The organism is Cobetia sp. 29-18-1, assembly GCF_029846405.1.
Classification (GTDB): Bacteria; Pseudomonadota; Gammaproteobacteria; order Pseudomonadales; family Halomonadaceae; genus Cobetia; species Cobetia amphilecti.
In genome coordinates, this window is sequence record NZ_JARWKS010000012.1 from 31,488 (window position 1) to 54,697 (window position 23,210).

Here is a 23,210-nt window from a genome sequence, read left to right on the forward strand (position 1 = left end):
TGACACTTGTCGGCAGGCTATTTGACGAACAGCTGGCGCGGCACATCACACAGCGGCTCGGCACCGTTTTCCGTGATCAGGATCGACTCGGTGATCTCGAGCCCCCAGTCGTCCATCCACATGCCGGGCATGAAGTGGAAGGTCATGCCCGGTTCCAGCACGGTCTCGTCACTGGGGCGCAGACTCATGGTGCGCTCGCCCCAGTCCGGCGGATAGCTGATGCCGATGGGATAGCCGCAGCGTGCGCCGCCACGGTCGAAGCCGTACTTGTCCATCGCCGCGCCCAGCGCCAGCGCGATGTCACAGCAGCGATTGCCGGGCTTGGCGATGGCCAGACCACTCTCGATGCCTTCCAGCAAGGCGGACTCACCACGCACGAAATCGCGCGGCGGACGGCCGAGAAACACGGTACGCGACAGCGGTGCGTGATAGCGCTTGTAGCAGCCGGCCAGCTCGAAGAAGGTGCCCTCGCCCTGACGAAATGGCGTGTCATCCCAGGTCAGGTGCGGCGCGGCGGCATCACTGCCAGTGGGCAGCAGCGGCACGATGGCCGGATAGTCGCCACCGAGAATCTCGCCCTCGGGCCCGATCACGCCCTCGACGCCGACCCGGTAGATCTCCGCGACCAGCGCACTCTTGGGCAGGCCCGGCTCGATCATCTCTAGGATGCGTGAATGCATGCGCTCGACGATGCGCCCGGCCACGCGCATATAGGCGATTTCCTGCTCGGACTTGATCGCCCGACACCAGTTGACCAGCGAGTTGGCATCCACCAGCCGCGCGTGGGGCAACTCCTTGACCAGCGACAGGTGCGCCCGCGCCGAATAGTAATAGTTGTCGAGCTCGACCCCGACGACCCCATCGTGCCAGCCACGCTGCGGCAGGATGGACTGGGCGAGAAACTCCATCGGATGCATGTCCGGATTCTGCACGTAGTAATCCGGATACCACAGGATGTTGTCCTCACCCATCCAGCAGGTACGCAGCGCGCCGTTGCCGTCCTGACGGCGCCCGTACCAGACCGGCTCGCCGGAAAGCCCCAGCAGCACGCACTGGTGCACATAGAAGGACCAGCCGTCGTAGCCGGTAAGCCACGCCATGTTGGAGGGGTCGGAAATCACCATCACATCGATGCCAGCGCGCGCCATGGCCTCACGCACCCGATGGATGCGCGCGCGATACTCGCCGATGGTGAAGGCCTGACGGCCAGCGGACAGCGCGCGTGGCGTCCAGTCACTCTCGGTGGCCGGTGCCTCGCTGCTGGGCAAGGTGGCCAGGCCAGCGAAGGCTGGCTGGGGCGCACCAGTATGGGGCGGGAATTGACTCATGCAGCGCTCCTTTTCGATCAGGCCTTGAGGCAAGCAGCACGTTGGGGCGGAGCCAGTGGCCATACGCAGGGCCAGGCGGCGGGTGACCGACCTGTCAGCCGCTCCGGGCTGACAATGCCTGCATGCGCCGCGAGCGAACGATGCGCCCTGCGGGTCGGCAGGGTCGGCGTACATGCGTACATCCGAATTCCCCTCTGGATTCGAGTCTGTCACTCTGCCAACAACGGGTCAAAGGACGACTCTGGCACTGTCGCCCTTCGCTTGAGCCCTTGCAAGGCCTGCGCCATTGCCGCCCGCGAGCCGGCCATGCCCGCAAGGCAATGGCGCATGGTGAGGCGACAACTCCAGCCCCTTTGCACAGAGCCACGAACAGAGCCTGCGAACAGGCCGGGAGAGTGCAGCAATCCCGACCCGCCACCCAGCGTCCCTGAAGAGGAGAACAGCATGCGAATACTGGTACATCATGAACGCGCCGAACGTTGGTGCGATGCTCTGCGTCAGCGCTTGTGCGATACCGCCAGCACCAAGGGGTCGCGGCAAGGCGAGTCGTCGGAACAGCCGTCGGAACCGTCATCAAAACAAGCGCCGCTGGAAATCGTTGCCGATGACGGCGAGATGCTGGGCGATGTGCTGGTGGTGTGGGCGCCGCCTGCGGCGCTGTTCGAGCGCCACCGTGATCACGACGTCAAGGCGATCCTCAATCTGGGCGCGGGCGTCGACAGCCTGCTCGACAACCCGGCACTGCCTGACGATGTGCCGGTACTCAAGCTGAGCGATGCCGGCATGGCCAGCCACATGCTGGATTACGTGCGCTACGGCCTGCTGCACTTTCGGCGTGACTTCGACCGCTACGCCAGACAGCAGGCGGACACCCAGTGGGCCCCACACCGCGTGGTGCGCGCCCACCAGTACCCGGTGGCGGTACTCGGGCTCGGCGCCATCGGCAGCCAGATCGCCGAGTCGCTGGCGGCAGACGGCTATCCGGTACATGGCTTCAGCCGCAGCGCCCACACGTTGCAGGGCGTGACCTGCCACCATGAGACCGGCGAAGGCGGCCGCTCGCTCAAGCAAGTGCTGGGCGACGAGTCGCTCGGCCTCAAGGCGGTGATCAACCTGTTGCCCAATACCCCGGCCACGAGAGACGTGCTGAACGCCGAGGTCTTCCAGGCTCTGCCCGACGACGCCGTGCTGATCAATCCGGGGCGCGGCAGCAGCGTGGTCGAGGAGGATCTGGTCGCGGCGCTCGAGGAAGGCAAGCTCAGGGGCGCCCTGCTCGATGTCTTCCAGCACGAGCCACTGGCCGAGGACAGTCCGCTGTGGCACCAGCCGCGCGTGATCATCACGCCGCATGCCGCCGCGCCGACCCCGGTGGCCGAGGCCGCCGACCAGCTGGCCGACAACATTCGTCGCATTCAGCGGGGTGAGGTGCTGACCGGCATCAGCCGCGAGCACGGTTATTGAGCGCGCTGGCGCGCGGTGCTCAACCGGCGATCAGACGTCACTGCCTGACAGCCATCACAGCGGCAGCGCGGTGGTCGTCTTGATGCGCTCCATCGCGAAGCGGGCCGACACGTCGCTCAGCTCGTCGATGGTGTTGACCAGCCGCTTGTAGACGCGGTCGTAGGCGTTCATGTCCTCGACCTGCACCTTGAGGAGATAGTCGTAGTCACCGGCCATGCGATAGAACTCGGTGACTTCCTCGATCTCCTCGACGATGGCCACGAAACGCTCGAACCAGGCCCGCGAGTGATCGCGGGTCTTGAGCTGCACGAAGGCCGTCAGCCCCATGCCGATCAGCTCGGCATTCAGCAACGCCACCCGTGCGGTGATCACGCCACACTCTTCCAGGCGCTTGAGGCGCTTCCAGCAGGGAGACGTGGTCAGATGCACGGCTTCCGCCAGCGCCGCCAACGACAGGCTGGCATCGCGCTGCAGCAGCCGCAGCAGGGCGCGGTCCGTAGCATCGAGCACTATTTTCTCCATTACCCTCACCTCGCAATGAATTCTTGCCATGAAACATGGCTCACGCCATGACAACTGGCAAGTTTTGCTTGGCGGCTGGTCGTACCATGAAAGCTCCTTCCTGCGACCGGAAATGCCGCCATGCCGACCACTGCCTCGCCCTCGACTGCGCCTTTCAGCACGCCCGCAGCACAGCACGCCCCGCACGCGAGTCAGCGCGAGTCATGGCGCCAACGCAGCCTCATGAAGCTTGCGACCTTGAAGGCCGCCACCCCGGCAACCCCGCTGCTGGAACTCAGCCTGCGCGGGCTGGGCGAGGCGCGCATCCTGATCAAGGACGAGCGGGCGCATGCCAGCGGCTCGCTCAAGCATCGCTTGGCGATGTCGCTGTTCGAGCAGGCCCTGCAAAAGGATTGGCTGACGCCCGGCGGCCCGGTGATCGAAGCCTCCTCGGGCTCCACCGCGGTCTCTGAAGCGTGGCTGGCACGCCGGCTGGGGCTGGAATTCATTGCCGTGGTGCCCAGGGGCACCGCCTTTTACAAGCAGCAAGCGATTCGTGGCGAGGGCGGGCGCGTGGTGGAAATCGAGGACTCCGCTCGGCTCTGTCAGCATGCGCAGGCACTTGCCGACGACAGCGGCGGCCACTTCATCAACCAATTCCGCCATGCCGCTACTGCCGGTGACTGGGCAAGCGACACCAGCCTGCCCGGGGAGTGCCTGGCACAGATCGCCGCGCGTGACCTGCCCGAGCTGCAGGCGGTATTTCTTGGCGCCGGTACCGGCGGCAGCGCCGCCAGCTTCGCGCGTCATCTGCGCCACAAGCGCCATCTGCATCAGGGGAGCCATCTGCATCACGGGAGCCATCGCGCCCGCGTGATCGGCGTGGACCCCGAGCACTCCGTCTATCACGCCTGCTGGCAGCACCATCGTGCCCACGGCACCCGTACGACCCGCCTGCCCGCCCCGCAGGCGTCCAATCCCATCGAAGGCATCGGGCGCCCCTGCGTACTGGAGGCATTCGACCCCGCCCATTTCGATGATTACCGACGCATTGCGGATGCGCGCAGTCAGGCGGCCGCGCTGTGGCTGGCCGAGCATGCCGGGCTTGAGGTCGGCCCCTCCACCGGCACCGCCTTCGCGGGGCTGCTCGAGAGTCTGGCGCTCAGGCGCGCACGCGGTGAGTCGCTGGCCGGCAGCTGGTTGCTGCTGGCCTGTGATCACGCCGAGCGTTATGCCACCACGCTGGGCGACCCCGCATGGCGAGCTGCACAGCAATCGCGACTCGCCCCACAGCGGGCCTGGATCGAGGCGTTTGGCGACTGAAACGACGACGCCCTTTACGACACCCCGCCTGAAACGACGACACCCCGCCGAGTGGCAGGGTGTCGTAAGGCACATCCGATGCGATGGCGTGGCTAGCGGGGGTGAATCACACCAGCAGCGCCTGGAACTGACGCAGCCATTCCGGATGCGCCGGCCAGGCCGGTGCGGTCACCAGCTTGCCGGAGGTCACGGCGTCGGTCACTTCCAGCGACACGAACTCACCGCCCGCCAGCTTCACCTCCGGCGCACACGCCGGATAGGCGCTGACGCGATGGCCTTCCAGTGACATGGCGGCGGCCAAGAGCTGCGGACCATGACAGACGGCGGCGATGGGCTTGTCGGCCTCGACGAAGTGACGCACCATCGCCAGCACACGCTCATCCAGACGCAGGTACTCGGGGGCGCGGCCACCGGGGATCAGCAGCGCGTCGTAACTCTCGACGGCGATCTCGGCGAAGCTGGCGTTGAGCGCGAAGTTGTGGCCCGGCTTCTCGGTGTAGGTCTGGTCACCCTCGAAGTCATGGATGGCGGTCTTGACGATATCGCCTTCCGTCTTGTCCGGGCAGACGACATCCACGCGATGCCCCATCGCCTGCAGCGCCTGAAACGGCACCATCAGCTCATAATCTTCTACAAAATCCCCGGCAATGATGACAATGCTGGCCATGATGATCTCCTGATTGGACCCAACGTCTAGGTACGCGCCGCGCGCGGCGGGAAGGACAAGGCAGTTACAGAGTACCTATCCATTGCACATGAGCAAGCGCTGAAATATCGTCGTGGCCGCCTGACGGGCGTTGGCTTGATTGTGGATCACCTCAACATCATTACATCATCACGTATAGTCGCCCTGCCCCGTCGCTGCCTGACCGCTCGACACCCCCATTCACAGGCCACGGCTCCAGTGCCGGTCTCGGGAGTCACCATGACCCTGCCATCTTCCGCCTTGTCTCACTTCTCTGAATCTGCCGCGCGGCGCGGCGCTTGTACCGCCACACGCGCCGATCGGCCCTCGGCATGGCAGCGCCTGTGTCGCGCAGGCCTGGGGGCGCTCCTGCTGCTGGCGGGCAATGCCCAGGCGGCCAGCGATGAGGCCGCTGTCAGCCCTGACGCGCCCCTGGCGCCTGTCGCCAGCATCGCGCCGGTGCCCTTCACCGCCCACTACACCCTGGTGCTGGATGGCTGGCCGGACGTGCCCATCACCCAGCGCGTCAGCCAGAGCGGCGAGCTGTACATCGCCAGCATGGAGGCCTCCATCAAGGTCGCCAGTGGCTATGAGCAGGGCCGCTTCACGCTCGCGGAGGGTCGCCTGCTGCCCGAGGGCTATCGCTCCGGCTATCGGCTGGCCGGCATCGGCAAGGACTACAACCGGGAAGCGCCGGTGGCAGGCGACACCCGCCTGCCTGACCGTCAGAGCCTGCTGGTGTTGCTGAGCCAGCAGGTCGACAGCCAATGGAGCGAGCAGGCCTGTCTGGCCGCGACGCCCTGCTCACTGGATTATCTCGACCACAAGGGCCGCCAGCGCACCTTGATGTACGAGATCCAGGGCCAGGAAACGCGCCAGGCGGCACAGCGTACCTTCCGCACCCTGCGTATCGAGGCGTGGCGCAAGCATCGCGAGCACAAGCACTACCGTATCTGGCTGGCGCCGCGCTGGCCGGGCCTGATGGTCGGCCTCGATTACCTCGACTACGAAGACGTCATGGACAAGGACGGCAACCGCAACGGCGAGGTGCCGCCGCGCTCGGCCCATCTGACCCTGAACCAGCTGAGCAGCGCCCGCCAGTGAGGAAAGCTCCCGCCTCTAGCGCGGCTGATCATAAGCCCCGCTGATACGCCATGAGCAAGTCTCTCGCGCAATGGTGATGGCGGGGTTATCCAGACTCCACGCCAACCGATATAGTAAGGCCCTTCGGCGGTATTCACCGCCAATCAATCACTTGCGCCGCCCCTGCTGTCCGGGTGGCAACGCCAAGGAAGGGTCATGCTGTCGGGTCTCATCTTCATTCTGCTGCCGCTGATACTCGGCTATCTGGTACGCCTCACCGATCCTGGCCGCCTGGCGGTGGTCAATCGGCTGGTCAATGCCTCCATCTATCTCATCCTGTTCCTGATGGGCATGGGACTGGCGGCGCTGGAGCAGTTGAGTGTCGGCATGGCCGCCATGAGCGGTCAGGCGCTGACGCTGTTCGCCATCATCACACCGCTGAATCTGCTGGCGCTGTGGTGGCTGTCGCGCCGCAGCCCGCTGCGCGCCAATCCCGCCCAGGCGGTGGATGGCGCGCCGATGACCCGCTGGCAGGCGCTGTCCGGCTCGCTGACCCTTGCCGCCGTGGTCGCGCTTGGCGTCGGCGCCGGCGTGCTGCTCAAGACCTTCGGCACCCAGCTTGATACCGACACCCTCGCCGAATGGGCGCTCTATGTGCTGCTGGCGCTGATCGGCTGCCAGCTCAGAAGCTCCGGCATGAGCCTGCGCCAGATCCTGCTCAATCGGCATGGCCTGATCATCGCGCTGACGGTGATGGCCAGTTCGCTGCTCGGTGGCCTGCTGGCGGCCCCCTTGCTGGCGCTGGAGTGGAATCAGGGCATGGCGATCTCGGCCGGCTTCGGCTGGTACTCCCTGTCGGGGATCCTGATCGGTGATCAGCTCGGGCCGATTCTCGGCGGCGCCGCCTTCTTCAATGATCTGGCGCGCGAGCTGCTGGCCTTCGTGCTGATCCCCCTGACCATCCAGCGCTACACGCCGCTAGCCATCGGCATCGGCGGGGCCACCTCGATGGACTTCACGCTACCGGTGATCCAGCAGACCGGCGGCGTAGCCTGCGTCCCGGTCGCCGTGGTCTCGGGCTTCCTGCTGTCGCTGGCGGCACCGCCGATGATCCTGTTCCTGCTCTCGCTGAGTCACGTCTGATCCGCCGGGCAAGGCTTGCTCCCGGGCTGCCTTAACAGGGACACTCTTGTCCTCCTTCGCAGCCGCTTGAATGTCCATGCCCTCTCAGCCACACAAAGCTTCCCGCCTCAAGCGCGTCACCCTGGCCGATATCGCCGCCCGACTGGGCGTCACCAAGGTCACGGTGTCGCGCGCGCTCAATCAGCCCGAGAAGGTGTCCGCCGCGATGCGCGAGCGGGTAACCGAATGCGCCCGCGAGCTGGGTTACATGCCCAATCGTCAGGCCGGCAGCCTCGCCAGCGGTCACTCGCGACTGATCGCGCTGCTGATTCCGTCGCTCTCCAACGCCGTGTTCTCGGAGCTGCATCGCGGCCTGGAAGCCCCGCTGGCCGCCGCGGGCTATCAGCTGCTGATCGGCCATACCGGCTATTCGATGCAGGAAGAGGAGCGCCTGATCGAGACCTGGCTCTCCTTCGGCATCGACGGGCTGGTGCTGTGCGGCAGTCGCCATAGCCCTCGTACCCGCGAGATGATCGCGCGCTCGGGCTGTGCGGTGGTGGAGTGCATGGAGAAACGCGAGACGCCGCTCGACATGGCGGTGGGACTGGACCAGCACGCCGCTGGCCGCGCGATGACCGAGGCCATGATCGCCCTGGGCCATCGCCATATCGGTTTTCTCGGTGCGCGCATGGACCGCCGCGTCGAACAGCGCCTGGGCGGCTGGCGTGCGGCGATGGAGGCCGCCGGCCTGTCGCAGCAGGCGCTGTTGACCACCGATGCCCCCTCCAGCGTGCGCATGGGCGGCAAGCTGCTCGACGAGATGCTGACCCGCTGGCCCGAGACCCAGGCCGTGTTCTGCTGCAATGACGACCTGGCGGCCGGCGGGCTGTTCGAGTGTCAGCGCCGCGGCCTGTCGGTGCCCGACCAGCTGGCGCTGGCCGGCTTCAACGGCCTGGAGATGACCCGCGGCACCTGGCCGCCGCTGGCCAGCGTGGTCACGCCACGCCGCGAGATCGGCGAGCGCGCCGCCACCCTGCTGCTGGCGCGCTTGAACGGTGATCTCGACGCCACGCCCCACGGCCTGTGGGAAGACCTGGGCTTCAGTCTGCAGACAGGCGGCAGTCTGGCACCGTGATACTTTGTCCACGTAATACGTGGCGGCAGCCTAGCGCCGTGAGACGTCTGGCGAGCGACTAGCGCTCTGGCGCGTCGACGATCTGCTGACAGACACTCTCGACCAGCGCCTGCGGTGTGGCGCTGATGTCGAGGGTGTGGATGCGCCCTTCATCGTCGCCGGGCACCTCGAGCGTCGCCAGCTGGTTGTCGAGCATGTCAGCGCCCTTGAAGAAATGATCGGTCCGCGCCTCGAGGCGTTCCAGCAGCAGCTCGCGCGTGCCTTCGAGGAAGACGAAACCCAGCGCGGGGTCCCCGCCACGCAGTTGATCCCGATAACGGCGCTTCAAGGACGAGCAGGCCAGTACCAGACTGCGCCCGTCGCGACGCGCCTCCTCGATCAGCTCGGCCAGACGGGCCAACCAGCCGTGGCGATCGTCGTCATCCAGCGGGATGCCGCGCGCCATCTTGGCCACGTTGGCCTCACCGTGATAATCGTCGCCATCGATGAACTGCGCGCCTAGGCACGCCGCCAGCTGCTGCCCGACATGCGACTTGCCACAGCCCGACACCCCCATGACCACCAGACGCACGCCACCCTGAGCGGCCAGAGCCTCTGACCTGGTCGGTATCGACGCGACCGCTGATGCTCCTTCTGCCTGCTGCTGCATGAAAACCCTCTCCCCCTGAATGAAAACAATGGCCCACCAGCGTACCCGATGTTGCCGATCAATCCCTTGTCCGGCGCCTCGGGGCGGCTGTCGCGCACTGAGCGACTGCCAATTGACGGACAGTCAGCTGCCAGACGCGACAGACTTTTGTCCCTCATGCACCTTTCGGATCATTGCGTAAGCGTTAATGTTACCGGTAACTTTCATCCTGCACGACCCACGACGCCTCACACAATACGCCTTTGGGCAATGGCCGATGATCACGCCGTTGCCAGCCGCAAGAGTTCGCCATCATGTCCCCAGATAGCACCCTCGTCCTTGCCGCCCTCGGCGGCATTCTGCTGCTGCTTTACCTCGTCATGCGCCTGCGCCTGCATGCCTTCGTTGCCCTGCTGGTGGTGAGCCTGGGGGTCGGACTGGCCACCGGCATGCAGCCCGACGCCATCATCGACTCCGTCACCAACGGCATGGGCAACACCCTGGGCTTCGTTGCCACCGTGGTCGGTCTCGGCGCGATGTTCGGCAAGATGCTGGAAGTGTCCGGCGGTGTCGATCGCATGGCCAACACCCTGCTGGGGCGCTTTGGCACCTCGCGCTCGCAATGGGCGCTGGCGCTGACCGGCTTTCTGGTCGCGATTCCGGTGTTCCTGGATGTCGCCTTCATCATCCTGGTGCCGCTGGTCTATGCGCTGGCACGCCGCAGCGGCCGCTCGCTGCTCTATTACGGCATCCCGCTGCTCGCCGGCCTTGCCGTGACCCACTCCTTCATTCCACCGACGCCGGGGCCGATCGCGGTCGCCAAGCTGATCGGTGCCGATCTCGGCTACGTCATCCTGTTCGGCGCGCTGTGCGGCCTGCCAGCGATGATCGTCGCGGGGCCGATCTTCGGTCGCTTCATCGCGGCGCGCATCGACGCCAGGATTCCGGATTACATGGAAAATACCGGCAGCGTGATGAGCGATGAAGAGGTCAATCAGCGCGCCCCGGGCTTCGGTCTGATCCTGTCCATCGTGCTGCTGCCGCTGGCGCTGATCGTGCTCAATACCGTCTCGGGCTTCCTGTTCGGTGACGACAGCCCGCTGGTCGGCTGGCTGGGCTTCCTCGGCCACCCGTTCGTGGCACTGAGTCTGGCCACCCTGATGGCCTTCACCCTGCTGGGCACACGCCGTGGCATGACGCGCGAACAGGTGATGGAAGTCGCCACCAAGGCACTCGAACCTGCCGGCATCATCATCCTGGTCACCGGCGCGGGCGGCGTCTTCAAGCAGATGCTGATCGATTCCGGGGTCGGTGACGTGCTCGGCAACCTGATGGCCGACAGCAATCTGCCGCCGATCCTGCTCGCCTTCCTGATCGCCACCGCCGTGCGAGTCATCCAGGGCTCGGCCACCGTGGCGATGATCACCGCCGCCGGCCTGATGGCCCCGGTGATCGATACGCTGGCGCTGTCCGGCCCGGTGCTGGGGCTGGTGGTGATCGCCATCGCCAGTGGCGCCACCGTCCTCAGTCACGTCAATGACTCCGGCTTCTGGCTGGTCAGCCGCTACTTCGGCCTCACCGAGAAGGAAACACTCAAGAGCTGGACGGTGATGGAGACCCTGATCGGCGTGATCGGCGTCTGCATGGCGCTGCTGATCGGCCTGTTCATCTAGTTTATCCCGTTCATCCAGCTCAACTATTTCAACTATTTCAACTACTGAAATCTGGCCTGCCCGCGCGGTTCAGCTCGGCTGATAGAGCGATTCATCCGTCAGCAGGCGCCGCCCGCCAGGCGCACTCGTGAAAAGCTGCCACTTCGTGTGGCAGCTTTTTTCGTGGGGTGCCAATCACGCAATGGCAGATTGCGTCTGTTGCACGCTATTTCCCATTTTGGCATTGCGCCTGAATGGCATCATGCGATCATCCACCCATTCGTCTGCCTTTCATGGCCATGATCCACCGCCCGCTCTGACCGACGCCAAAGCGACTGGCCGGAAGACGGCTGCGCATCAGGCCAGTCACTTTTCGTTCGGAGTCCGCATGGACCATAGCCCTGAGACGCCAGCGTCGTCTTCCGCGTCGCCCGCCCCAGCCGGCCGCCCCGCACCCTCCTCGCGGCGCCTGATCTGGATGCGCCTGCTGGCGCTGATCATTCTCGCGCTGGCGATCGCGCTGGCTGCCTGGTGGATGAATCATCGCCCCGGGGCGCCGAAGCGTGCCCCCAGCGAGGCACCTGCGCCCACGGTCGAGGTGGTCACGGTCAGCCATGCCGCCAACGCCCCGACGCTTGAGGGCTTCGGCCGCGTGATCGCCGATCGTCAGACCACGGTCTCCACGCGCGTCAGCGGTCAGCTGGCGCCCTTCCCCGAAGGCATCGAGGCCGGCCGCGAAGTCCGCGAGAACCAGCTGCTGGCCAGTCTCGATCAACTGGATTATCAGCTGGCACTGCGTCAGGCCGAGGCGGATCTCGCCACGGCAGAAGCCAGCCTCGCCTCTGAAAAGGGCGAGCAGATCCGCGCCGCCTCGGAATACAAGACCTTCGGTCGCAACCTGCCGGCGGCCCAGAAAGCGCTGGTCCTGCGCGAACCTCAGCTCAAGTCGGCCCAGGCCGCCGTGGAAAGCGCCCGCGCCAGCCGCGATCAGGCCAAGCTCAATCTGGCCCGCACCGAGATTCGCGCCCCCTACGACGGCCTGATCAGCGAGCGTCTGGTCGGCGAAGGCAGCGACCTCAACGCCTTCACCGACCTGTTGACGCTGGTGGCCACCGACCGCTTCTGGGTGCGCCTCAATCTGCCGCAGGCCGACATGGAGTGGCTCTCGACCCACGCCCGTGATGGCCAGGGCACGCCGGTACTGCTCTCGAGCAAGGCCTGGCCAGATGGCCAGCATCGCCGTGGCGAAGTGTGGAGCGTGCTGCCGTCGCTGGAAGACAACGGCCTGCTGACCCAGGTGATGGTGGCAGTGGAAGACCCGCTGGCGCTCAATGTCTCCGAGGAGGCGCGCGCCAGCACCCCGGCACTGCGCATCGGCGATGTGGTCGAGGCGACCCTGACGCCCCAGCGCACCGCCTCGCTGATCGAACTGCCGATCAGTGCGCTGCGCAGCGGCCAGCAGGTCTGGGTGCTGACGGAGGATGGGCATCTCGAGAAGCGCTCGGTAGGCGTGCGCCATCTGGGCAATGACACCCTGCTGGTCGCCGACGGTCTGGTGGACGGCGAGCGCGTCATCACCAGCTCCCTGAGCAGCGTCGAGGCCGGCATGGCCCTGCGCGCGCGCGGCGATGCGCCGACGCCGACCGCCAAGACAACTGATGCCGAGGCGGCTGACGACAAGACGACGGCTGGCGACACGAGCACCGCGACAGTTGAGAAGGACACGGCGGTTGTCGACAAGAGCACCGCCGCTGGCGACAAAAACACCGCAGCTGGCGACAGGAGCACCACGGTTGCCGACAAGAACGCCACGACCACCGGAAGTGACTCATGACGGCACAGTCGCGCCTCAAGGGCCCCATCCGCTGGATGCACGATCACGGCGTCGCCGCCAACCTGTTGATGCTGTGTCTGATTCTCGGCGGCCTGCTGATGTCCAGTCAGATCAAGAAGGAGGTCTTCCCCTCCTTCGAGCTCGAGATCATCAACGTCAGCGTCAGCTATTCCGGTGCCACGCCGGATGAAGTCTCCGAGAGCCTGTTGCAGGCGATGGAGTCCGCGGTACAGGACGTGGAGGGCATCGAGGAGATCACCGCCACCGCCGAGGAAGGCCTCGGCTCGCTGTCCATCGAGCTGCAGGACGGCGTCGAGACCATGCGCGCCTACCAGGACATCCAGCAGGCCATCGACAGCATCACCACCCTGCCCGATGAATCCGACCCGCCCGTCTACTCGCTGGCGGGCCGCTCGCGCAGCGTGATGGAACTCAAGCTGCATGGCCAGACCGATGACCAGACCCTGCGCAATGTCGCCGAGCGTCTGCGCCTGAGCCTGCTCGACAGCGACGACATCACCAAGGTGGAGCTGACCGGCATCCGTGACCGCGAGGTGCATGTCGCGCTGGAAGAAGGCGCGCTGCGTCGCTATGGCCTGTCGCATCAGGATATCGCCGGCCTGATCGGCAATCAGGCGCTCAACCTGGCCGGGGGCAGTCTCGACACCCAGCAGGGCGAATACCTGGTGCGCTATGAGGCGCGTCGCGACGGCGCCGCCGAGTTCGCGCAGCTGCCGGTGATCTCCAGCCAGGAAGGCAATGTCGTGCGTCTGGGCGATATCGCCACCGTCACCGACGGCTTCGCTGACAGCGACAAGGAAGTGCTCTACGACGGCGAACCGGCGATCGGTCTCGACATCTATCAGGTCGGCTCCCAGACGCCCAACGAGCTGTCCGCCGCGACCATGGCGATGCTGCCGCAATTGACCGCCAGCCTGCCGCGCGGACTGACGCTGAGCGTCGAGGACGATGACTCGCTGGTCTATCAGGACCGTCTGGAGCTGCTGCTCAAGAATGCCTGGATGGGGCTGGTGCTGGTGCTGGTGCTGCTGGGGCTGTTCCTCGAGGCGCGTCTCGCCTTCTGGGTCACGCTGGGCATTCCCACCGCCTTCCTCGGCGCGATGCTGTTCCTGCCGCTGGTCGGCGTGTCCATCAACATGATCTCGATGTTCGCCTTCATCATCGCGCTGGGCATCGTGGTCGATGACGCCATCATCGTCGGCGAGAACATCCACTCGCACCGCGAGCGCGGCGCCAGCATGCGCGAAGCCGCCATTCTCGGCGCGCGCGAGATCGCGGTGCCGCTGGCGTTCTCGATCCTGTCCAACATCGTGGCCTTCATTCCGCTGCTGTTCCTGCCCGGCTTCCTCGGGCTGGTATTCGGCATCATCCCGCTGGTGGTGATCAGCATCTTCGCGCTGAGCTGGATCGAGGCGATCTTCATCCTGCCCGCGCACCTGGGCCACACCAGCGAGAAGCCGATCCGCTGGCTGGCACCGCTGGACCGCGTGCGCCATGGCGTCCAGCACGGGCTCGAGCGCTTCACGCGTCGCCGCTTCCAGCCCTTCCTCGAAGGGTGCCTGAACTATCGTGGCCTGACCGCCATCTGCGGCCTGGCGCTGCTGGTGCTGGCGATGGCCTGGATGGCCAGCGGCCGCCTCGGCTTCTCGCTGATGCCGCGTGTCGAGTCCAACCGTGCCGGTGTCACCGCCAACCTGCCGGTGGGCAGCCCGATCAGCCAGGACCGCGAAGTGCGCACCCTGCTGCTGGACGCGCTGGAGCGGGTCCGTGAGCGCGACGACGCCCCCGCGATCTATTCCACCAGCGCCGAGATCGAAGGCAACTCGCTGAGCATCATCGCCAATCTGGACACCACGGTGGAAGACAACTGGTCGCCCTCGCAGCTGATCACGGCCTGGCGTGAGGAAGCCGGCACCATCGCCAATACCGAGTCGCTGCTGTTCGAATCCGATATCGGCGGGCCGGGCCGCGGCGCGGGCCTCACCATCCGCCTCTCCTCGTCTGACAGTGGCGCGCTGATGGCTGCCGCCGAGTCGCTGGCGACGTCGCTTGAGGATTACAGCTCGCTGTCGGACATCGACAGCGGCCTGGATGACGGCAAGCGCGAGCTCTATCTGCAGCTCAATGCCTACGGTCGCTCGCTGGGACTGGATGGCGCCACCCTGGCCAACCAGCTGCGTGGCCCGCTGTCCGGCGCGACCGCCCTCAAGCAGCAGCAGGGTCGCAATGAGGTCGAGGTCAAGGTGCTGCTGCCCGAAGACCAGCGCGCAAGCCTCGCCCAGCTGGAGAACTTCGGCGTGCAGACCGGCAACGGCGTCAGCGTACCCCTGGGGCTGGTGGCCGACATCGAGCAGGGACGCGCCGCGTCCAGCATTCTGCGCATCGACGGGCGCCGCGTGATCGAGGTCACCGCCAACGTCACCCCGTCCGACGCGGTCAATCAGGTGATCACCAGCCTGGAAAGCGACGTCTACCCTCAGCTTAAGAGCCAGTATCCGAGCCTGAGCATCGGCTATGGTGGGCGTCAGGAAGAGACCGCCGACAACCTGGGGTCACTGCAGGTGTCGTTGCTGCTGACACTGGCGGCACTCTATCTGCTGCTGGCGTTGCCGTTCAGAAGCTACCTGCAGCCGCTGCTGGTGATGACGGCGATCCCCTTCGGCCTGATCGGCGCGGTCATCGGCCATCAGCTGATGGGCTATGGCCTGTCGGTGATCAGTCTGATGGGCATGCTGGCGCTGTCGGGCATCGTCATCAACGACGCCCTGGTGCTGATCGACTACGCCAACCGCCAGCGTCTGGCCGGCGCCACCGCGCGTGAGGCGATCATCATGGCGGCCACGCGGCGTCTGCGCCCGATCCTGCTGACGACGCTGACGACCTTCTTCGGCCTGGCGCCGATGATCTTCGAGACCTCACGTCAGGCGCGCTTCATGATCCCGATGGCGGTCTCCATCGGCTTCGGCATCCTGTTCGCGACGGTGATCCTGCTGATTCTGGTGCCCTCGCTCTATCTGTTGCTGGAAGATCTGCAGCACAACCTGCGCCGCCTGCTGGGGCTGCCGCCCCGCACCCCGCGTCATGAGGAGCAGACATCATGATGCCCGCCGTCACCGCCTGGCGCTCACGGCTGTCCGTGCGGCTGTTCGTGATCCTGCTGCTGACCAATGTCGTGATCGGCGGCAGCATCTACATGTTCATCTCCCACAGCATGGACAGAGGGTTCGCGGAGTATCTGGAGCAGACTCAGCAGGAGCGCATCGAGCTGATCTCGTCCGATCTGGTCAGCGCCTACGCCGCGGAAGGCAACTGGGACTGGATGAAGAGCCGGCGCAACTGGGGACGCATCGTGCATTCCCAGGCGCCGCCGGACAGGTTCGAGATGCCGCCGGGCGCCAACATGAATCGCCCCCAGGACTACATGCTGCGCGATACCCGCGGCCAGCGCCTCAATGGGCCGCCGCGCCCCATCCCCGGCATGCGGTTCAAGGACCTCATGCTGGACGGCGAGAAGATCGGCGAGCTGGGCTACCTGCCGGTGAGTGAATTCCTGCGCCGCGGCAAGGACCAGTATCTGGAGCGTCAATCGCGCAATCTGGCGACCATCATCCTGTCCTCCACCTTCGCCTCGCTGCTGGCGGCGGCCGGCATCGCCTGGTGGCTGGGCCATCGGGTGCGTGACCTCGCCAGTGGCGCCAGCCGTCTGTCGAGTGGCGACTATGCCACCCGCCTGCCGGTGCGCGGGCGGGATGAGCTGTCGCGGCTGGCCGGCGACTTCAATGCGCTGGCGCAGACGCTGGAGACCAACCGCGATTCGCGCCAGCGCTGGGTGAGTGATATCTCCCATGAGCTGCGCACGCCGCTGGCGGTGCTCAAGGGCGAGATCGAGGCCATGCAGGACGGTATCCGCCCGATGAACCAGGACAGCCTCGGCTCGCTGGAGCAGGAGGTGGATGCCCTCAACCGCCTGGTGTCGGATCTGCGCCTGCTGGCCCAGAGCGATGCCGGCACCCTGGAAGCCTGGCGCGAGCCGCTGGAGCTGGATGCCCAGCTCAGCGACAGCCTGGACGACCTGCGCGGCTGGCTGGAAGACAGCGGCATCCAGCTGGAGACCGACATCCAGCTGCCGCTGCGCGTTCAGGGCGACATGCAGCGCCTGCATCAGCTGTGGAGCAACCTGGCCAGCAACACCCGCGCCTACACCGACTCGCCCGGCAAGTTGAGGGTCAGCCTGCTGCGCGAGGCCGCCGCACCCGGGGATGGCGCCGGCCACCCAGGCTGGGCGGTCGTGCGCTGGGAAGACTCGAGCCCCGGCGTGCCAGAGGCCGAGCTTGCCCACCTCACCGAGCGCCTGTATCGGGTCGAGAACTCGCGCAATCGCTCCAGCGGGGGTTCAGGGCTGGGCCTGTCGATCGCCAGCGCGCTGGTCAGTGCGCATGATGGCCAGCTGATACCGGGCCAGTCATCGCTGGGCGGACTGCGATGGGACATTCGCCTGCCGCTGTTGTCTACTTGAAACAGACATTTTCATCTGCAAGGACTCTTGACCATGAGCGACGTTCACGCCGACACCTCTGACGCCCGGGCCGAGACCCAGAAACCGCTGATTCTGGTGGTGGAAGACGAGCCCAAGATCGCAAGCCTGCTGTGCGATTATCTGGACGGCAGCGGGTATCGCACCCGGCATGTCGACGACGGCAACGCCGTCATCGCGGCGGTCAATGACGAGACACCCGCCCTGGTATTGCTGGACCTCATGCTGCCGGGCACCGACGGCCTGACCCTGTGCCGTCAGCTGCGGGCCGAGGACAACCTGCTGCCCATCGTGATGCTGACCGCGCGGGTCGAGGAAGTGGACCGCCTGCTGGGGCTGGAGCTGGGCGCCGATGACTACATCTGCAAACCCTTCAGCCCGCGTGAGGTGGTGGCGCGCATCAAGGCCGTGCTGCGTCGCAGCCAGGCGCTTGATCAGACCCTCTCGCAGACCTCTGACAAGGGCCAGCTGGTGCTCAATGAGGAAGGTTGGCAGGCACTGGCCGATGGCAGCGACCTGGGCCTGACCGCAGTCGAGTTCCAGCTGCTCAAGGTGATGATGCAGTCGCCGGGGCGCATCTTCTCCCGCGACCAGCTGATGGACCACATGTACCGCGACCACCGCATCGTCTCCGAGCGCACGGTGGATTCCCACGTCAAGAAGCTGCGCCGCAAGATCGCCAATGTCTGGCCGGAGCGCGACGTGATTCGCTCCATCTATGGGGTCGGCTACAAGTTCGAGCCTGACGTGCTGGACTGATATCTCGCCTCACGCAGGCCCTGAAACCTTTCAGAAACATGACAACCGCCGTCTGTGACCACAGACGGCGGTTGCGTTTTTGTTGCACCCACGGTGCGAACTTGCTGTCCAACTGCGACGGATACTGTCATCACTGCCTAAGCGAGAGCCATTTACTGCTGCTCAAGCGCGGGTCTACGCCACAAGTGAGGTATTCGTCATGTCCCACAGTCCTGCCAGTCGTGCTCTCTCCCGCACTCGCCTGATCGGTGCCGGCGTACTGAGCGTCATGCTGATGGCATCACCGCTGAGCGTGACCAGTGCCAGCGCCGCCGATGTCTCGCTGAACGTGCTGCTGGATGGCATCAGCCTGAACGTCAGCCAGCGTGCCACCCTCGACAAGCAATATCGCCACTATCGCCAGCAACGTCAGGCCGCAGAGAGCCATCACGACGCCAAGGCGCTTGCCAAGGCGCGCAAGGCCTACCTGGCCGATGTCGATCGCGTCCTGAATCGCCATCAGACCCAGCGCTTCCACCAGCAGTTCGACCGCCACTATCCGGCGAACGCCCAGGCGAACGCCAAGGCGGCGAATAAGCGCCACCACGGTGGCTGATGGCAACCGCGTCTGAGCGCCCCGGGTTGAAACCTGGCGTCATCACCTTGACCAAGGACTCAGTCCCTACAGGATTCAGACCACAAGATCACGCTGCAAAAAAGACACAGCAAGCCGTTGCATGTTCCGCCCAGGCGCGTTGCACGCAACCCCATGAAACGTTGCACAATGCCGGCACATTCACTGCTGATAATGCTCTTATCGCTTGATTCCGGCCCTTTATCTAGACACTCGGAGTACGCCATGAACCGCATTTCTCGCAAGCTCATCGTTTCCGGTCTGCTGACCGCCCTGGCACTGCCGATGACCGCCGTGGCCTCAAGCAACGACAAGCACCATGACGGCGCCGACCGCAAGGAAGGCCTCGACAAGATTCTCGCCAGCTGGCATCTCAGCGATGAACAGCAGCAACAGCTCGACGCACTCAAGCAACAGCAGATGGAAAGCCGCAAGCAGCTCAAGGAGCAGAAGTTCGACTCCCGCGAAGCGCGCCGCGACGCCATCCAGGCACAACGTGAAGAATACAAGGCCGCCCTGGCAGAGATTCTCGACGAGAATCAGGTCAAGGTGCTCGAAGCCTACTGGGCTGCCGGCAAGCCGATGCACGGCAAGCACATGGGCAAGCATGACGGCAAACGTCACGGCGAAGGCAAGCATGCCGACGAACGTGGTGGCGAACGCGGCGGCAAGCACATGGCCGGCGAGCGTGGCGGCAAGCACATGGCCGACGACGGCAAGCAGCGCATGCAGCTGATGGGCGCCCTGTTCGACAGCTGGGACCTGGATGACGACCAGCGCAGCGCGCTCAAGGACTCCTTCAAGTCCATGCGTGACGACATGGAGTCACTCAAGAAGACCGACTTCGACTCGCGTGAAGCGCGCAAGGCCGCCTTCGAGGAGCTGCGCAAGACCCAGCACGATCGTCTGGCCAAGGTGCTGGATGACGACCAGATCAAGGTGCTGGACCTGATGCACCAGCGTGACAAGCGCGGTCCGAAGATGGCCGACCGTCAGCAGCAGGAAGGCATGAAGGCGCTGCTGGCCAGCTGGAACCTGAGCGATGACCAGATGCAGGCGCTCAAGGAAGTCCGCAAGGAAATGCGTGACGAGATGCATGACAGCATGAAAGAGATGCACGACGACATGCGCGATGCCATGCAGGACGCCGACACCAAGCAGGAGCGTGTCGCCGCCCGCCAGGAAATGCGCAAGGAAATGAAGGAGCAGCGCCTGGAACTGCGTGAGGAAGGCCGCGAGAAACTCGCCGATGTGCTGTCCGCCGAGCAGCTCGATGCGCTGGAAGCCTTCATGGCCAATGGCATGCGCCATCACGCTGGCAAGCATCATGGTGGCATGAAGGGTGACATGAAGGGCGGCGACATGAAGCGCGGCCCGATGCATGACGCCGACCAGTCTGAAGATGCCTGAGTCAGGCCATCACCCGGGCAACTGAAAGCCGGCTGATCGACGCTCCGGCGAGGTAAGAATCGGGCGGTCGCGCCCCGGACGATCGCGCCTCGGACGATCGCGCCCCGGACGATCCACGCCCCGAACACAGCCATTCAACTGCCCTGCTGATGTCACTTTCGCCGCCCCGGCCACGATTCTGTGGTCGGGGCGGCGTCGTTGTGTCCTTTTACCGACAGCGATTTTTCCGAGCACGACACCGTGCCTGCGAGGCTCTGCCATCGGGCCTCGCGGCGACGTGATCGCGACACGAGGATAAGCGGAAGCGACAGTTGCACTGCCTTTTTCCCCAAAGGGGGGTTATATTTTTATTGAACAATCAATTAAAATAATTCTGCAAGGCTTTGAGCATTACACGGCGTGATGATGTGAGTCGCGTTTTCCTGACTGCTGAGCTCCCCCTCCGCTGCCGATCTCGACCGGCGGCAGCAAGACGGGATGCCTGCAACCGTCACAGGAAAGCGGACCCGGCAGATGCCGACGAGACTGACGCCTGCCATCCCGGCAACTTCAAGGGGGCAAGCGACGGCGACCGCCACGGGCTCGCGAGCAGACACCGGAGTGACCCGCCCCTTCGCGAGAAGGTCGGGTGACGTCCAGGGACGCCGAGTAGACGTTCGAAGTGATGAGAGCAGCACGATGAAGGTACAGCGTTCCCCAGCGCTCGGCCCGCCATCGTTCTTCTGCGGCCAATCTGGCCTGCAGAAAAGGGGCCGCACCACGGTGCGCACCCGGCGTCTCTCATGAATTGCCCATCGGCATTTCTTGCTTGCTGCCCAGCGATGCCCCTGCAATCGCGTCGCCACGGCAGTCGACACTGCCGCTGCTGCAAGTTCCGCCCCGCGCGTGAGCTGAGCACGGCCCGTGCCGTTCGTGTCCGTCTTTTCCTGCACGCCACCCGCAATTTCTGCGGCTGACGGGCAGCTAAGCACCACGCACGAGTGAAACTTCCCCTGATAAGGAGTTGCTCATGCAGAAACCTGCTTCCGCCGAGAACGCCACACCGTCCTCGAGTCGTATCAACCCGACGGTCTTCTACGGATCGATCATCGGTATCCTCGCCTTCCTGGCCTTCGCGATGCTGTTCACCGAACAGGCCGACGCCTGGATCGGCAGCGCCCTGGGCTGGACCATCGACACCTTCGGCTGGTTCTACATGCTGGCCATCGTCGCCTATCTGGTCTTCGGCGTGTTGATCGCCTGCTCGCGCTTCGGGCGCATTCGCCTCGGGCCGGATGATTCACGCCCGGAATTCTCGCTGCTGTCCTGGTCGGCGATGCTGTTCGCGGCCGGCATCGGCATCGACATCCTGTTCTACTGCATCGCCGAACCGCTGTCCCACTACGTGGCGCCGGTGACCGGTGACCCGCAGACCCAGGCGGCGATCCGCAACGCCATGGTGGAAACCTTCTTCCACTGGGGCCTCTCCGGCTGGGGCATCTATGTGCTCGCCGGCATGTCGCTGGCCTACTTCAGCTACCGCCACCGCCTGCCGCTGGCGATCCGCTCGGCCTTCTACCCTCTGCTCGGCAACCGCATCAATGGCCCGATCGGCAACGCCGTGGACATCTTCGCGATCATCTCCACCGTATTCGGCATCGCCACCTCGCTGGGCATCGGCGTCATCCAGCTCAATTACGGCCTCAAGTTCATGCTCGGCGTGCCCGAGAACCTCGCCGTCCAGGCCGCGCTGATCATCGGCGTGATGGTACTGGCGACCATCTCCGTGATCACCGGTGTCGAGAAAGGCATCCGCATGCTGTCCGAGTTCAACATGCTGCTGGCCACCGCGCTGCTGATCTTCGTGCTCGCCGTCAGCGACACCTCGCAGCTGCTCAACGCCCTGGTGCTCAATGTCGGTGACTACATCACCCAGTTCACCGCCAAGAGCTTCGATACCTACGCCTACACCCCGGGTACCGATGAGTGGATGAGCGGCTGGACGCTGTTCTTCTGGGGCTGGTGGATCGCCTGGACCCCGTTCGTCGGCCTGTTCCTGGCGCGTATCTCGCGTGGCCGTACCATCCGTCAGTTCGTGTTCGGCGCGCTGCTGATTCCGCTGAGCTTCATGATGGTGTGGATGAGCGTGTTCGGTAATTCCGCCATCGACATGGTCGCCAATCAGGACGTCGCGGCACTGGCCACCGAAGCCCTGAACGCACCTCAGAACACCATCTACACCTTCCTGGAGCAGCTGCCCTACTCCACCATCACCACCGCCGTGGTGGCGATTCTGGGTATCGTGTTCTTCGTGACCTCCGCCGACTCCGGCGCTCTGGTACTGGCCAACTTCACCTCCATCCTCAAGGACGTGAACCACGATGCGCCGATCTGGCTGCGCATCTTCTGGTCCGCCATCATCGGCCTGCTGACGCTGGCGCTGTTGATGGTCGGGGGGCTGAGCGCGCTGCAGAGCGCCGTGGTGATCACCGCCGTGCCCTTCTCCATCGTGCTGATCTTCATGATGATCGGCATGTACAAGGCGCTGATGATCGAGGACCGCAAGGAGAACGTGCGTCAGGACAACAGCTGCGTCTACGAAGGCGTCGACTGGCATGAGCGTCTGGATCACGTGCTCGACTTCGCCCAGAGCGGCAGTTCCGAGGCGACCCTCAAGCGCTCCATCCGCCCGGCCCTCAACCAGCTGGCCGAGGAGCTCAATCGTCGCGGTCAGGTCTCGAGCGTCACCGAAGAGACGCTGGAAGATGAGCCGCTGCCCCGCGTGACGCTGGAAGTCGAGTTCGAGGACGCCTCCAACTTCGTCTACCAGGTGCGTGCGGTACGCCAGCAGACGCCGAGCTTCATCGACGCCAATGACGACTTCTACCTGCGTCTGGAAGTGCACCTCTCCGAAGGTGGCAGCGGTCAGGAGCTCAACGGCCTGTCGCGTGCCCAGGTGCTCGACGAAGTCGTCACCGCTTATCAGCAGCATCTGGCCTTCGTGCGCCACGATACGGTCAATGAAGCGCCGGCGATGCCGGGCGTGATCGGCAAGTCAGAACTGGACTGATCAAAGTTGGACTGATCAGAACTGGACTGAGCCATCCGCTGTCGCTGAGCGCCTGCGCTCGGCCTGCAATGC

17 protein-coding genes are annotated in these 23,210 nt (G+C 65.0%); 13 read left to right on the plus strand and 4 right to left on the minus strand.

Annotation, left to right across the window (positions count from 1 at the left end; translation table 11 throughout):
- Positions 1–17 precede the first annotated feature (17 nt).
- Positions 18–1,328 (minus strand): ectoine hydrolase DoeA, encoded by a 1,311-nt coding sequence (doeA, locus tag QD208_RS10790; RefSeq protein WP_279836790.1) that lies wholly within the window; start codon positions 1,326–1,328, stop codon positions 18–20.
- A gap of 444 nt (positions 1,329–1,772) precedes the next feature.
- Here doeA and QD208_RS10795 point away from each other — a divergent pair, with 444 nt between their 5' ends.
- Positions 1,773–2,789: a glyoxylate/hydroxypyruvate reductase A gene (locus QD208_RS10795; protein WP_279836791.1), complete on the plus strand. Its 1,017-nt coding sequence runs from the start codon at positions 1,773–1,775 to the stop codon at positions 2,787–2,789.
- A gap of 54 nt (positions 2,790–2,843) precedes the next feature.
- Here the strand turns inward: QD208_RS10795 and QD208_RS10800 are convergent, their stop codons facing one another.
- Complete coding sequence (locus QD208_RS10800) at positions 2,844–3,299, minus strand: Lrp/AsnC family transcriptional regulator (protein WP_043334316.1); 456 nt, start codon at positions 3,297–3,299, stop codon at positions 2,844–2,846.
- Positions 3,300–3,533: 234 nt separating this feature from the next.
- On the opposite strand from QD208_RS10800, the gene QD208_RS10805 reads away from it, so the two are divergent.
- Positions 3,534–4,613, plus strand: coding sequence for a pyridoxal-phosphate dependent enzyme (locus QD208_RS10805; RefSeq protein WP_279836792.1), 1,080 nt, complete (start codon positions 3,534–3,536; stop codon positions 4,611–4,613).
- Between the two features lie 106 nt (positions 4,614–4,719).
- On the opposite strand, the gene QD208_RS10810 is transcribed toward QD208_RS10805, so the two are convergent.
- The gene (locus tag QD208_RS10810; protein ID WP_043334317.1) at positions 4,720–5,280 is read right to left on the minus strand and encodes a DJ-1/PfpI family protein; all 561 of its coding nucleotides are present in this window, start codon (positions 5,278–5,280) and stop codon (positions 4,720–4,722) included.
- A 258-nt stretch (positions 5,281–5,538) separates the two neighbouring features.
- On the opposite strand from QD208_RS10810, the gene QD208_RS10815 reads away from it, so the two are divergent.
- From QD208_RS10815 to QD208_RS10825, 3 genes are all read left to right on the plus strand, one after another.
- Positions 5,539–6,402 (plus strand): hypothetical protein, encoded by an 864-nt coding sequence (locus QD208_RS10815; protein ID WP_279836793.1) that lies wholly within the window; start codon positions 5,539–5,541, stop codon positions 6,400–6,402.
- A 195-nt stretch (positions 6,403–6,597) separates the two neighbouring features.
- On the plus strand, positions 6,598–7,524 hold the full coding sequence (locus QD208_RS10820; protein ID WP_153636470.1) for a lysine exporter LysO family protein: 927 nt from the start codon (positions 6,598–6,600) through the stop codon (positions 7,522–7,524).
- Positions 7,525–7,600: 76 nt separating this feature from the next.
- Positions 7,601–8,638 carry a LacI family DNA-binding transcriptional regulator gene (locus QD208_RS10825; RefSeq protein WP_153636471.1) on the plus strand — a complete coding sequence of 346 codons (1,038 nt, stop codon included), beginning with the start codon at positions 7,601–7,603 and terminating at the stop codon, positions 8,636–8,638.
- Between the two features lie 58 nt (positions 8,639–8,696).
- Here the strand turns inward: QD208_RS10825 and QD208_RS10830 are convergent, their stop codons facing one another.
- Complete coding sequence (locus QD208_RS10830) at positions 8,697–9,287, minus strand: gluconokinase (protein WP_324690533.1); 591 nt, start codon at positions 9,285–9,287, stop codon at positions 8,697–8,699.
- Positions 9,288–9,580: 293 nt separating this feature from the next.
- Between QD208_RS10830 and QD208_RS10835 the strand changes: the two genes are divergently transcribed.
- The 8 genes from QD208_RS10835 to betT all read left to right on the plus strand — a co-directional run bounded on the left by QD208_RS10835 (position 9,581) and on the right by betT (position 23,138).
- Complete coding sequence (locus QD208_RS10835; RefSeq protein ID WP_043334321.1) at positions 9,581–10,939, plus strand: gluconate:H+ symporter; 1,359 nt, start codon at positions 9,581–9,583, stop codon at positions 10,937–10,939.
- 367 nt (positions 10,940–11,306) lie between these two features.
- Positions 11,307–12,752, plus strand: a complete 1,446-nt coding sequence (locus QD208_RS10840) for an efflux RND transporter periplasmic adaptor subunit (RefSeq protein WP_279836795.1) — start codon at positions 11,307–11,309, stop codon at positions 12,750–12,752.
- Positions 12,749–15,874 carry an efflux RND transporter permease subunit gene (locus tag QD208_RS10845; protein ID WP_279836796.1) on the plus strand — a complete coding sequence of 1,042 codons (3,126 nt, stop codon included), beginning with the start codon at positions 12,749–12,751 and terminating at the stop codon, positions 15,872–15,874. The genes QD208_RS10840 and QD208_RS10845 overlap by 4 nt, the downstream gene beginning before the upstream one ends.
- Positions 15,871–17,289, plus strand: a complete 1,419-nt coding sequence (locus QD208_RS10850) for an ATP-binding protein (RefSeq protein WP_279836797.1) — start codon at positions 15,871–15,873, stop codon at positions 17,287–17,289. Before QD208_RS10845 ends, QD208_RS10850 begins: the two co-directional genes overlap by 4 nt.
- A gap of 33 nt (positions 17,290–17,322) precedes the next feature.
- A complete protein-coding gene (locus tag QD208_RS10855; protein WP_215823399.1) occupies positions 17,323–18,066 on the plus strand; it encodes a response regulator in 744 nt (247 codons plus the stop codon).
- Between the two features lie 199 nt (positions 18,067–18,265).
- Complete coding sequence (locus QD208_RS10860) at positions 18,266–18,661, plus strand: hypothetical protein (RefSeq protein ID WP_279836798.1); 396 nt, start codon at positions 18,266–18,268, stop codon at positions 18,659–18,661.
- 243 nt (positions 18,662–18,904) lie between these two features.
- Positions 18,905–20,089: a hypothetical protein gene (locus QD208_RS10865; protein WP_279836799.1), complete on the plus strand. Its 1,185-nt coding sequence runs from the start codon at positions 18,905–18,907 to the stop codon at positions 20,087–20,089.
- 1,009 nt (positions 20,090–21,098) lie between these two features.
- Positions 21,099–23,138: a choline BCCT transporter BetT gene (betT, locus tag QD208_RS10870; RefSeq protein ID WP_043334330.1), complete on the plus strand. Its 2,040-nt coding sequence runs from the start codon at positions 21,099–21,101 to the stop codon at positions 23,136–23,138.
- Positions 23,139–23,210 lie beyond the last annotated feature (72 nt).